11 protein-coding genes and 1 tRNA gene are annotated in these 11081 nt (G+C 59.9%); 5 read left to right on the top strand and 7 right to left on the bottom strand.

All coding sequences use genetic code 11. The features are described 5' to 3' along the window. Positions 1-158: 158 nt before the first annotated feature. Positions 159-235: transfer RNA gene (locus AAAU26_RS02645), tRNA-Val, on the bottom strand. Positions 236-394: 159 nt separating this feature from the next. Here AAAU26_RS02645 and AAAU26_RS02640 point away from each other — a divergent pair. After that, positions 395-556: a FeoB-associated Cys-rich membrane protein gene (locus tag AAAU26_RS02640; protein WP_158395153.1), complete on the top strand. Its 162-nt coding sequence runs from the start codon at positions 395-397 to the stop codon at positions 554-556. A gap of 45 nt (positions 557-601) precedes the next feature. Here the strand turns inward: AAAU26_RS02640 and AAAU26_RS02635 are convergent, their stop codons facing one another. Together AAAU26_RS02635 and AAAU26_RS02630 are read right to left on the bottom strand one after the other, a co-directional pair. Continuing rightward, positions 602-907 (bottom strand): SqdX protein, encoded by a 306-nt coding sequence (locus AAAU26_RS02635; protein ID WP_158395154.1) that lies wholly within the window; start codon positions 905-907, stop codon positions 602-604. A gap of 12 nt (positions 908-919) precedes the next feature. Next, positions 920-1132 (bottom strand): helix-turn-helix domain-containing protein, encoded by a 213-nt coding sequence (locus tag AAAU26_RS02630; protein ID WP_015565492.1) that lies wholly within the window; start codon positions 1130-1132, stop codon positions 920-922. Between the two features lie 192 nt (positions 1133-1324). Between AAAU26_RS02630 and AAAU26_RS02625 the strand changes: the two genes are divergently transcribed. Genes AAAU26_RS02625 through AAAU26_RS02615 form a run of 3 tightly spaced genes read left to right on the top strand, consistent with a single transcriptional unit; the run spans position 1325 to position 3554 of the window. Then, entirely contained in the window at positions 1325-1951 is a 627-nt protein-coding gene (locus tag AAAU26_RS02625) for a LexA family protein (RefSeq protein WP_158402835.1), read from the top strand. 15 nt (positions 1952-1966) lie between these two features. Continuing rightward, positions 1967-2662, top strand: a complete 696-nt coding sequence (gene tsaA / locus AAAU26_RS02620) for a tRNA (N6-threonylcarbamoyladenosine(37)-N6)-methyltransferase TrmO (protein WP_158395157.1) — start codon at positions 1967-1969, stop codon at positions 2660-2662. Between the two features lie 16 nt (positions 2663-2678). Then, on the top strand, positions 2679-3554 hold the full coding sequence (locus AAAU26_RS02615) for a LysR family transcriptional regulator (RefSeq protein WP_158395158.1): 876 nt from the start codon (positions 2679-2681) through the stop codon (positions 3552-3554). A gap of 60 nt (positions 3555-3614) precedes the next feature. On the opposite strand, the gene AAAU26_RS02610 is transcribed toward AAAU26_RS02615, so the two are convergent. From AAAU26_RS02610 to rlmB, 4 genes are all read right to left on the bottom strand, one after another. After that, positions 3615-4574, bottom strand: a complete 960-nt coding sequence (locus AAAU26_RS02610) for an Ig-like domain-containing protein (RefSeq protein ID WP_217210414.1) — start codon at positions 4572-4574, stop codon at positions 3615-3617. 272 nt (positions 4575-4846) lie between these two features. Then, positions 4847-5386, bottom strand: a complete 540-nt coding sequence (gene rbr, locus AAAU26_RS02605) for a rubrerythrin (protein ID WP_265104222.1) — start codon at positions 5384-5386, stop codon at positions 4847-4849. 197 nt (positions 5387-5583) lie between these two features. Beyond that, complete coding sequence (locus tag AAAU26_RS02600) at positions 5584-8298, bottom strand: cell envelope biogenesis protein OmpA (protein WP_227618869.1); 2715 nt, start codon at positions 8296-8298, stop codon at positions 5584-5586. A 40-nt stretch (positions 8299-8338) separates the two neighbouring features. Continuing rightward, entirely contained in the window at positions 8339-9145 is an 807-nt protein-coding gene (gene rlmB, locus AAAU26_RS02595; protein WP_149794467.1) for a 23S rRNA (guanosine(2251)-2'-O)-methyltransferase RlmB, read from the bottom strand. An 844-nt stretch (positions 9146-9989) separates the two neighbouring features. On the opposite strand from rlmB, the gene fba reads away from it, so the two are divergent. Beyond that, a complete protein-coding gene (fba, locus tag AAAU26_RS02590) occupies positions 9990-10853 on the top strand; it encodes a class II fructose-1,6-bisphosphate aldolase (protein ID WP_158402841.1) in 864 nt (287 codons plus the stop codon). Positions 10854-11081: the final 228 nt, after the last annotated feature.

Raw genomic sequence — 11081 nt, 5'->3', positions numbered from 1 at the left:
CTTGATTCCGCAAAGCAAAAGGCAGGATACCACTATCATAGTGATACCCTGCCTTTGCTCGTTTACCGTTCCGAGTAATGCCTTCTCAGAACTTCCTGTAAACAAAAAACGTACCCGAACCCTTTTTCATAAAGAATCGGGTTCGAGTACGAACTGTATGGTGGAGAATTAGGGACTCGAACCCCAGACCCCCTGCGTGTGATGCAGGTGCTCTAACCAGCTGAGCTAATCCTCCGAATCGGAACACACTTATTATATCACTGCGCGAGGCCAAATGCAAGCCCAAATTTTCGTTTTTCGAAAAAAGTTTGAGTCGGCAGCGCTTTCCGGTTGCTCTCCGGGGGCAGATGGTGTATACTGGGGTTGGAATTCTTTCGAAAGAGAGGTCTTTTTTATGATAACTGCACGCGGTATCATCACCTTGCTGGTGCTGGCTGTCCTGTTTGCACTGGCGGTGGTGTGGATCTCCCGGCAGGGCGGCTGGAAAGGCGAGGGCTGCGGAGGCAACTGCTCTTCCTGCCACCAGCACTGCGACACCCCCGAGAAGAAACACTGAGCACACGAATGCCCCCTGACCGTCCGGTCAGGGGGTATTTTTGCGTCACAGCTCACCATAGTGGGCGGCAAAGACCGCAACGGTGCTCAGCAGGTCGTCGTGGGCCTTCTGATAGGTGCTGTAACTGATGTTCAGTTTATCCATCACCTCTTCCCGCCTCCGCCTTTCCATGTAGCGCAGCTGCAGGATGCTGCCCCGCAGGCCCGGGTCTGCCTCGCGGTAATACTCCTCGGCCAGCTGGATGGCCCGCTTCCAGCCCCAGTTGCAGGGGCCGTAGACCCAGTTTTTCTGCCCGTAGCGGCTGAGGGCCTCTTTCGTCTTCTGGCGCTGTTCCTGTGTCATGGCTTCCATCACCTTTTTCCCTCAGCCCGCCGGGCCAAAAAAGCAGCGGTCGCGCTGCTCGACGGTCATCCCCAGCATCTTCGAGAGTTTTTCGGCCTCACTCACCTTGAATTCACTCTCATTTTCCAGCTTGCAGCGGAGGGTGTTGTTGGTGATGCCCAGAACATGGGCCACATGGCCCAGTTTCATGCCCTGGCTGCGGATGCAGTCGCGGATCATCATGGTATCGGTCATAGGCGTTTCTCCTTTCAGTTTTGCGTTCAACGCGTTCCATACAATCATTGGTTGTATTATATCTTTCAGTTGATTATTTGTCAACATTGTTTGCAAAATAATCCCTAAAAAGTTGATTTATAGTAAATTTTTTGCTATACTGTCCTCAGAACACCGAAAATCGTGCAAACCGCAGAGAAAGCGAGGCCCTATATGTCCGATACCGATCTATCCAGCCGCATCCGGCAGCGCCGGGAGCAGTTGGGCCTGTCGCAGGAAGAGCTGGCCGCCCGGATGGGCTACCGCTCCAAATCCTCCATCACCAAGCTGGAAAAGGGCATCAACGATCTGCCCCGGGCCAAGCTCGAGGAGCTGGCCGCCGCTCTGGACACCACACCCGCGTGGCTCATGGGCCTCGTGGACCTGCCCTGCCCTCCGCCGGGTTTCGAGCCTCTGCCTGAGATGGTGCGGGTGCCTCTCGTAGGCTCCATCGCCTGCGGCACCCCCATCACTGCTGAGCAGAACATCGAGTGCTACATCGGCGTCCCCGCCGCGTGGCACGCCGACTTCGCCCTCACCTGCCATGGCAGCAGCATGGCCCCCACCATCTGTGACGGCGACATTGTCTGCATCCGCCGCCAGCCCGAGGTGGAGCAGGGCGAGATCGCCGCTGTCCGCATCGGCGAGGAAGCCACCCTCAAGCACTTCCACCGCCAGGGCGAGACCGTCATGCTGCTGGCCGACAACACCGCCGTCTGCCCGCCCATGGTATTCGCAGGCCCCCAGCTGGAAGAAATTCAAATCGAGGGCCGTGCCGTGGGCTTCTGCCGTGGCTTATAATAAGGAGGAGTCCCCATGTCTGCACCCGAAGAAATGACCCTCAAGGTCATCGCCCATATCCGCACCGCCTTCCCCACCAAGTTCGGCATCCCGCGCCAGAGCGGGCTGGTGGACAGCCTGCGGGGCGAGGTCATTTTTACCCCCGAATACCGCAATGCCGACGCCGTGCGCGGTCTCGAAGATTTCAGCCACATCTGGCTGGTGTGGCAGTTTTCCGGCGCGGTGCGGGACAACTGGTCCCCCACCGTCCGGCCGCCCCGCCTCGGCGGCAACACCCGGATGGGCGTATTTGCCACCCGCTCGCCCTTCCGGCCCAATCCGCTGGGACTGTCCAGCGTCCAGCTGGAAGCCATCGAGCACCGGCCTGACGTCGGCCCCGTCCTCATCGTGCGGGGCGCCGACCTGATGGACGGCACCCCCATCTACGACATCAAGCCCTACATCCCCTACGCCGACTGCCACCCGGACGCCGCCGCAGGCTTCACAGCACAGACCCAGTTCCACCACCTGACCATGGTCTGCGACGCCGGCCTCTGGGCCAGAGTGCCTGCCGTCCAGCAGGCCGCTCTGCAGGGTGTGCTGGAAAACGACCCCCGCCCCTCCTACCAGCACGACCCGGAGCGGGTCTACGGCATGGAGTTTGGCGGGTTGGAAGTCCACTTCAAAGTGGACGGCGAGGTCCTGACCGTCACCGGCATCGACCGCCGCTGACGCCGGAGGGACTGTTATGGAACTCCGAAATATCAACACCTTCCTTCATATCGCCGAGCTGCACAGCTTTTCCAGCGCTGCTCGGGAGCTGGGCTACTCTCAGTCGGCGGTATCGGCCCAGATCTCCCAGCTGGAAACAGAGCTGGGTACGCCTCTCTTTGACCGGGTGGGCAAGACCGTCCGCCTCACCGACGCGGGCCAGACTTTCCAGAGCTATGCCCGCACCCTTCTCATCACGGCCCAGCAGGCCAAGGCCGCGCTGGTGCCTGCCCGGGCCGTCAGCGGCACCCTGCGGGTGGCACTGGCCGATTCCGTATGCAGCACCTTCCTGCCCGACCTGCTGCAGCAGTTCCACGCCCTCTGCCCACAGGTGGAGCTGGTGCTCCGCACCGCCACCGCCGACGAGATGCTGCGGCTGCTGAGCGCGAACCAGATTGACCTGGCCTACACCCTCGACCAGCCTCTGCTCCTGCCCAGCCTGACGCTGGCCGTCAATGTGCCGGAGCCGGTCTGCTTCGTGGCCCCCGCCGGGCATCCGCTGGCCGACAAGGCCGAAGTGCCGCTGGATGTTCTGGCTCAACAGGAATTTCTTCTCACAGAGCGGGGCATGAGCTACCGTGACGCCCTCGACCAGCGCCTCGCCGCCCGTGGGCTGTCTATCCATCCCTACATCGAGCTGGGCAGCGCCTCGCTGCTCTGCCAGATGGTGGAGCGCGGGATGGGGCTCTCCTTCCTGCCCGAGTACATCGTCCGTCCTGCCCTCTCCGCCGGGCGTATCGCCCGCCTCAATGTCCCCGACTGCACTGTCACCATGCACCGGCAGCTGTTCTATCACAAGGACAAATGGCTCACGCCCCAGATGAAAGCCTTTATTGAGCTGGTAAATCAATAAGCAAAAGCCCCGCACCACATCGAACGATGCAGTGCGGGGCTTTCTCTTTGTATTTTCGGTTCAGCTCAGCCGGTTCATCCGGACCGCCACATAGGGGTCCGGAAGCTTGAGTTCCTCGGCCAAGTCCTCTTCAGTGTCGTACTTGTCTGCCGCAAGGCCCACGAAAACGCTGCAGCTGTCGAAGCGTCCATCTGGCGAGAGCGCCGTTATCTTTGCCTCGCCGTCGGCGACGGCAGTCACGACACCAGAAGCGTCCACAGTAGCGACGCCGGGATTACTGCTGACCCATGTGATGGGTACATTCACGCCGTCTTCCACAGCGACAGACGCTGTGAGTGCCTCTTTGCTGCCCACCGTGCGGAGCAGCAGGTCGCGCTTATTCAGAGTCACCTTGCCAACATCGCTGTTGACGGTAACGGCGCAGCGCAGCGCCTGACCGTTGGTGGCCAGCGCCGTGACGGTGGTGGTGCCGGGCTTCTGGGCCGTGACAAGGCCCTCCGGATCCACCGTTGCCACCTCGGGGTTGCTGCTCATCCACTGGTAGGCATAGACAAAGGAGCCGCTCGTGTTGATGAGCTGCAGTTTCTGGCTGGGGTGGGCATTGTTGTACTGGATAACGAGGTTGAGGGTGGTGTGGTCGAGGGCAGGCTTTTTGCTGGCCGCATTGCCGCTCTCCTTGCGGACAGTCACCTTGCAGGCAGCGCACTCGCCCCGGTCAGTGATGGCAGTGATCGTGGCCTCACCGGCGCTGCGGCCGGTGACACGGCCATCGCCGTCCACGGCAGCCACGGTGGGGTTGCTGCTCATCCAGACGATGAAGTAGTAGTCGCTCTGCCCGCCGGTGTAAAGATAGGCTTTGGGGCGGGGGTCGTCTGCCGTGATCTCCAGCTCCATCTCGTTCACTTCCAGCTCAAAGTTCGCAGATGCTCCCAGCAATGCGGGGGCCGCCTGTGCGGCAGGAGCTGCCAGAAGAAGCCCGCTCAGCACAAACGCCGCTGCAAGCCGTGTGATCTTATTCATAGGGTAGCACTTCCCTCCTTTGGATAAGTTTTATCGCAATGTGCTCTGCACAAAATCCCTCTCACTATTTGTTTATTGTACACGCACCCAAAAGAAGGGTCAAGTTCTTCGCCAGAAGTGTCACAATTTCGCGCACCTTTTCGTGAAAGACACTAAAACACCCCCGCCAAATTTATACAAATCGTGCAGACTGTATTTCACCAGACAGCAAAAGAGCCGCCGCACTTTATACAGGTGCGGCGGCTCTCATCGGACGGAATATCTGAAAAAACTTAGTAATTCCTGGCCTTCAGCTCAAAGTAGCTCTGGGGATGTGCGCAGACCGGGCACTTGAGGGGAGCAGACTTGCCGATATAGGTGTAGCCGCAGTTCCGGCAGACCCACACCTGCTGTTCCTCACGGGCAAAGACCTTGCCCTCCTTGAGGTTGGCGGCAAGGGCGCGGTAGCGTGCCTCGTGCTCCTTTTCGATCTGGCCCACCATCGTGAAGAGAGCGGCCAGCTGGGTGAAGCCCTCCTCCTTGGCCTCAGCTGCCATGCGGGGGTACATATCAGTCCACTCTTCGTTCTCGCCGCTGGCTGCCATCTCGAGGCAGGTCAGGGTGTCGGGGATGGAGCCGCCGCAGAGGGCCTTGAACCACAGCTTGGCGTGTTCCTTCTCGTTGCCGGCGGTCTCTTCGAAGATAGCGGCCAGCTGCTCGTAGCCTTCCTTCTTTGCAACGCTTGCAAAGTAGGTGTACTTGTTGCGGGCCATGCTCTCGCCCGCAAAAGCTTCCATCAGGTTCTTCTCGGTCTTGGTTCCCTTGAGTTCCATAATCTGTTCTCCTCTCAGATAGTCTGACACTGCCAGTATGGGCTGTGTCCGGTTTGGTTTATTCTACGCGCAGCCCGCTTTGTTCGGTACCGGGTGTGCGATAGGTCTTACTTGTCTCTGAGGGTATTATACCAGAATTTCGGGCATAAATCAAGAATAATTCCTATTTATTTTGAGAATATTTCCTATTTATTTTTTCAACTATGCTGCTTGAGTGCGCACACGGCGATGCTGAGAGCGCTCCATGCCGCCTGATACATCAACACCGCAGCCACGCTCAGCATCCCCACGCTGCCCGCATAGGCCAGCAGGACGGCGATGGCCACCGAGAACCACACCGACACCAGCTGCACCGTGGTAGCGGTCGTCTCGGCGTTCTGGGCCTGCTCTGCGGCCCGCAGACCGCCGGTCAGGCTGGCAAAGCCGTTGGTGCAAAGGATGCAGCAGCCTTCGGAGCCGGTGTCTTCGGCGGTGGCAGCGCCCAGTGCGGCACACTGCTCCTGGTCCAGCAGGACGACCATGCCCTCGGGCAGATGGTAGGCGTCGGTGATGTGTCGTGCGGTCAGGGTGGGGTCCTGGCAGGACACCAGCAGCTGGATATTCTCTTTTTGCAACTGTTCCAGACCGCGGGCGGCGTTCCGTCCCCCCACATAGTGGAGCACGAACATGGCGTGCAGACTGCCGGACACGGCCAGATAGAGGATCTGCAGCTCGCCGTTCTTGGAATGCTTGGCCTCATATTCCTCGTCGGGCAGGGGAACTTCTTCTTTTTCCATGTACGCACGGGTGCCGATGAGGATGCGGTTGTTGTCGCACCATGCAGAGAAACCGAGGCCGCGATGGACTTCCAGGTCCTTGACCGGGTAGAGGATGTCGGTGCGGTCCTCGATGATCTGGCGGAACAGGCCGCTCAGGGTGTTGCAGCACTTGCTCAGGACGCTGGCCGAATAGAGGATGGCCCGGTCGATGCGTCCGCCCTTGAAGATGCGGATGTCCTCGAGCATGGCGCTGTCCGGGGTGAACAGCTCATCGGCGTCAGCCTGAACGGTATCCACACCGCCCAGTTCCTCGATAGCCGCCCAGCCGGGGATCACCGCACCCGAGGCAGCGGCAGTCTGCTGCAGCCGCAGAGATGCAAAACCTGCGATAAGGGTGGAGGACAGAGGCGAACCCAGGCAGAGCACAGCGGTCAGCGCCGCAGCGCCGCCGTTGAGGCCGCCGCCAAAGACGCAGAAGACCAGACCGGCCAACACAGCCGCACCCAGCAGGATGTAATTCGTCTTACGGGCGCGGCGCTCACAGGCGCGGGGGCCGAAGCCCTGCTCCACCATCGCGTCGTCCCACTCGGCGGGTCGGCTGAGCAGCACCCAGGGGTCTTTTTCGTCCATGTCCTTGGAGAGGATGCGGATAAGGTCTTTGTCCTTGGCGCGGAACGCACCGCGATGCTCCGGACCAGCCTGCGCCAGTTTGAAGCCGCCCTGGACCGAGGCCAGAAGGACACGGTCGCCCAGCAGTGCAAGGAACAGCCCCAGCGCCGCAATGCCGGACAGAAGGGTAAAGCTGGACGCCTGATAGTTCTGCGCGTTCAGCAGGGCCACAGCAGCCTGCAAAAGCGCAGCGCAGGTTGCCATCGCGGGCATGGTCTCCATGCTGGGGCGTTCGCCCCGCAGACCCTTCAGGCCGTCCCTCACGACGGGCCAGCCCACAGCCAGCGCCAGCGCCAGGAAGAGCAGATTGGCGGCATAGAAGGCCGCCGGGGCAGTTACGGGGTCAAGGCCGCCCAACGGGCCGACAAGGCCCTCCGCGGCGAGGCCGAAGTGAAGCAGCACCAGTGCAAGGATGCCGCCCAGCGCACAGCGCAATGTAAGGGCCGCGCCCATCTGGTGCAGCCGTTCCCCCACCTGTTCCGGCGTCTCGGGCGTTTTTTCCTCTTCGACAGGCGCTTCCTCGACGGGTGCAGCCTCCGGAGCAGCCGGTGCAGTACCGGCCTCTTCGGCCGGCTGTGCAGGCGCTTCCTCCTTCGGCGGCTCCACCGGAGCCACCTCGTCGCCGTCGTTCAGGAACATGAGCGGCAGGCTCATGCTGTCGTCATTGTCCGGCGGCGTCGCGCGGGCCGGGGCTGCGGGCGCTTTCTCGTCGTCGCCCTTGCCGAAGAACTGCATCGCCGGGGCCGCATGGGGCTTCGACGCCTTATCTTCTGCAAACACCATCGCGGGCATCGGCACGGCAGGCTTCTCCGGCGCTGCATCCGGCTCTTTTTCTGCGTCCGGTTTCTTTGCAATGACCGGAACTTCCGGGGTACTCTTTTCCGGTTTTGCGGGCTTCACCGGCTGGGGAGGCTCTTCCTCCTGCGGCGGAAGCTTTGCACCAAACAGCATGGCTTTGAGCGCCTGCATCTCCCGGTCTTCGTACTGCTCCTGCGGGGTGCGCGGCTCGTACTGGACCGCCTTTTTCCGGGGTGCAGCCTGCTTTTCTGCCGGCTTTTTCTCCGGCTTGGGAGTAGGCGGCTCCGGCGCTTTGATGGGTTCTGCGGGCTTTTGGGGCTTCTCCGGCTCAGGCTGGGGGGCGCTGACCGGCTCGGCAGGCTTCGGCTGCTCGGGCTTCGGCTCTGTGACTTCCTCTTCCAGCGTCAGGACCAGCTCCAGGTCGGAGGGTTCCTCCGGCTCCTCGCCGCCCAGCTGTATCTCGCCGGTACGGCTCTCTTCGGGTGTGCTGCTTTCCTGCTGTTCGCCCTTTTCACGGCGGAGCAGCCGGCCCAGCAGGCTCTTGGGCTTTTCTTCATTCTCATCGTCCCGCCGGGTCATCTCCTCCGGGACCTGGGCTACACTGGTGGTAAAAAAGGTGCGGAATTTTTCTTCGCGGGCGTCGATCTCTTCCTGCGTCATTTCCTTCCGCTCGTCATCCTTTGGCATCCTGATCTTCCCTCCCTTGTTTCGTTCGGCACGGGTCAGCTCAGCCCTGTGCGGCGCGCTGGCTCTGGATCTCATACAGGATGATGCCTGCGGCCACCGAGACATTGAAGCTGTCCACGCCGGTACCCTGTGCGGTCATATCGAGGCTCACAACGCCGTCGCAGAGCTTTTTGACCAGCTGCGACACACCGCTGCCCTCGCTGCCCAGCACCAGCGCAATGGGGCCGGTAAGGTTGTTCTTGCGCAGGGACACGCCGTCCATGTCGGCGCAGTAGACGAAAACGCCCTGCTCCTTGAGGCGGCGGATGGTCTCGCCGATGTTGGCCACACGGGCCACGGGCAGACGCTCAGCCGCACCGGCGCTGGACTTGATGACGGTGGGGGTCACGGATGCGCCGCCCCGCTTGGGGATGACGATGCCGTGAGCGCCGCACAGCAGAGCCGAGCGCATGACAGCGCCCAGATTGTGGGGGTCTTCGATGCCGTCGCTCAGCACGAGGAAGGGCGGTTCGCCCTTCTCTTTGGCAGCGGCCAGCAGGTCCTCCACCGTTGCATATTCGATCTCACTGGCAAAGGCAGCCACGCCCTGATGGCTCTCGGTGCCGGTCATAAGGCGCAGCTTGTTGGGGTGTACCCGCTTGACGGTGGCACCGGCTTCCTTCGCCATTGCGGTATAGTAAGCGGCCACAGCCGGGGCCATGCCCTCGGCCAGCAGCACCGTATCCACGCCGGAGCCGCTCTTCAGCAGCTCTGTGACCGGGTTCTTGCCGTAGACGAGGCTCTCGTTCCGGGGCTGGTCGTCGGCCTTTTCGCGGCGGGGACGGCGGGGCATATTGCGTTCTTCCATGAAGTTCTCCTTCCGTTTCTATCGCAGGACGCCAAAGCCCTTCCGACCCGGCGTCATCGTATCGCTTCAAGCGAGTTTTCAGGGCCGCAGCGCTGCAAAGCAGCATTTTGCGGCAGACACTGACGCATTTCAGACGTACAGCGCTTATAACTCATCTTGAAGTATAACATAAGCGGCAGGGGTTTGCCATAGAATTGCGCTTTTTCTTCCCGTGAAATTTCTGTGCCGCCCGCCCGGGCAGCGCCTCATGGGAGAAGTGTTGCCTTTTGCGCGCCGGTTATCCGTCTTTTTGCCTGTGGTAAAAGTTTTCCACATTCAGACTGCTTTACCATCCGTATACCCGCCCTGTTTTTTCCACAAGTTGAAAACCCTGTGGAGAAAGTTCAAAACTCAAGTGTTCAAGCCTGTTTTCCGGGTGGAATTCCACACTTTCCACAAGGTTTTCCACAATCTTATCTCGACAGGCTCAGAACCTTGCATACATTTTGTAATTTTCAAGTCAGAATTATGACAAAATTTTGAAGCAGAGCGGCACTTGTTTTGCCTTTTTATCCAACATCATTTTGACGAATGTGGATCCCTGTTGAAAATCGTCTGCTTTGGTGCCTCCGCCGCCGGTCTGGCCGGATGTTGTCGAAGCCTGTATAAAATGTTGCATCCCACTTATTTCTCAGTCTTTTGAGCACACCGCTGGCTGAGAAAGCTTCGGTTTGGTTACAAAAACTCTCCGGTGGATTGATTTTACCATCTGTTTGGGGTATACTTAGGGTGCAACTTCGTTAAACCATGCACAAAGCGGTGTGTGGGTACGAACAGACCCCGATAATTTTTGGAGGTAATAATAATGTTGGTAAATGCAACCGAAATGCTCATCAAAGCTCGTGACGGCCACTACGGTGTGCCTCAGTTCAACATCAACAACCTGGAGTGGACCAAGGCTGTTCTGACCGCCTGCGAGGAGATGAAGAGTCCTGTCATCCTGGGTGTCTCCGAGGGTGCCGGCAAGTACATGACCGGCTTCAAGACCGTCGCTGCTATGGTCGATGCAATGGTCGATTCCATGGGCATCACCGTCCCGGTCGCTCTGCATCTGGATCACGGCACCTACGAGGGCTGCAAGGCCTGCGTTGAGGCCGGTTTCTCCTCCATCATGTTCGACGGCAGCCACTACTCCATCGAGGAGAATGTGGAGAAGACCAAGGAGCTGGTCGCTCTGGCACACTCTAAGGGCATGAGCATCGAGGCTGAGGTCGGCTCCATCGGCGGTGTCGAGGACGGCGTCGTGGGTAATGGCGAGATCGCTGACCCCGCAGAGTGCGCAAAGATCACTGATCTGGGCATCGACTTCCTGGCCGCCGGCATCGGCAACATCCACGGTGTCTACCCCGCCAACTGGAAGGGTCTGGACTTCGAGGCTCTGGACCGCATCCATAAGGCTACCAATAACATTCCTCTGGTCCTGCACGGCGGCACCGGCATCCCTGACGACATGATCGCAAAGGCCATCAGCCTGGGCGTCTCCAAGATCAACATCAACACCGAGTGCCAGCTGGTCTTCGCTGAAGCTACCCGCAAGTATATCGAGGCTGGCAAGGATCAGCAGGGCAAGGGCTTCGACCCCCGCAAGCTGCTGGCTCCCGGCTCTCAGGCCATCATCGACAAGTGCAAGGAAAAGATCGAGCTGTTCGGCTGCGCCGGCAAGGGCTAAGCGGAAGCTTCCTTCTTAAAGGATATACCACCCAATAAATCATCGGCCCTGCTGCGTTGGAGTTTTCCACGCAACGGGGCCGCTTTTTGGTTATATAAATGCTTTCGCAAAAAAGAAAACGCTCCAAGATTTCTCTTAGAGCGTTTTGATCAAGTCGGCGGCTACCTATTTTCACAAGCCGTTTCCAGCTAACTATCTTGGGCACGAGTGAGCTTAACTGCTGTGTTC

It is taken from the genome of Faecalibacterium longum, from assembly GCF_040094125.1.
GTDB classification, from domain to species: Bacteria; Bacillota; Clostridia; order Oscillospirales; family Ruminococcaceae; genus Faecalibacterium; species Faecalibacterium longum.
Note: the sequence above shows the minus strand (reverse complement) of the source record. Positions and strands in the feature narration are given on the sequence as shown.

Bases quoted from the DNA above. Each gene is read 5' to 3' on its own strand.
- AAAU26_RS02640 (WP_158395153.1), top strand. From the start codon at position 395: ATGATAACTGCACGCGGTATCATCACCTTGCTGGTGCTGGCTGTCCTG.
- AAAU26_RS02635 (WP_158395154.1), bottom strand. From the start codon at position 907: ATGGAAGCCATGACACAGGAACAGCGCCAGAAGACGAAAGAGGCCCTC.
- AAAU26_RS02630 (WP_015565492.1), bottom strand. From the start codon at position 1,132: ATGACCGATACCATGATGATCCGCGACTGCATCCGCAGCCAGGGCATG.
- AAAU26_RS02625 (WP_158402835.1), top strand. From the start codon at position 1,325: ATGTCCGATACCGATCTATCCAGCCGCATCCGGCAGCGCCGGGAGCAG.
- tsaA (WP_158395157.1), top strand. From the start codon at position 1,967: ATGTCTGCACCCGAAGAAATGACCCTCAAGGTCATCGCCCATATCCGC.
- AAAU26_RS02615 (WP_158395158.1), top strand. From the start codon at position 2,679: ATGGAACTCCGAAATATCAACACCTTCCTTCATATCGCCGAGCTGCAC.
- AAAU26_RS02610 (WP_217210414.1), bottom strand. From the start codon at position 4,574: ATGAATAAGATCACACGGCTTGCAGCGGCGTTTGTGCTGAGCGGGCTT.
- rbr (WP_265104222.1), bottom strand. From the start codon at position 5,386: ATGGAACTCAAGGGAACCAAGACCGAGAAGAACCTGATGGAAGCTTTT.
- AAAU26_RS02600 (WP_227618869.1), bottom strand. From the start codon at position 8,298: ATGCCAAAGGATGACGAGCGGAAGGAAATGACGCAGGAAGAGATCGAC.
- rlmB (WP_149794467.1), bottom strand. From the start codon at position 9,145: ATGGAAGAACGCAATATGCCCCGCCGTCCCCGCCGCGAAAAGGCCGAC.
- fba (WP_158402841.1), top strand. From the start codon at position 9,990: ATGTTGGTAAATGCAACCGAAATGCTCATCAAAGCTCGTGACGGCCAC.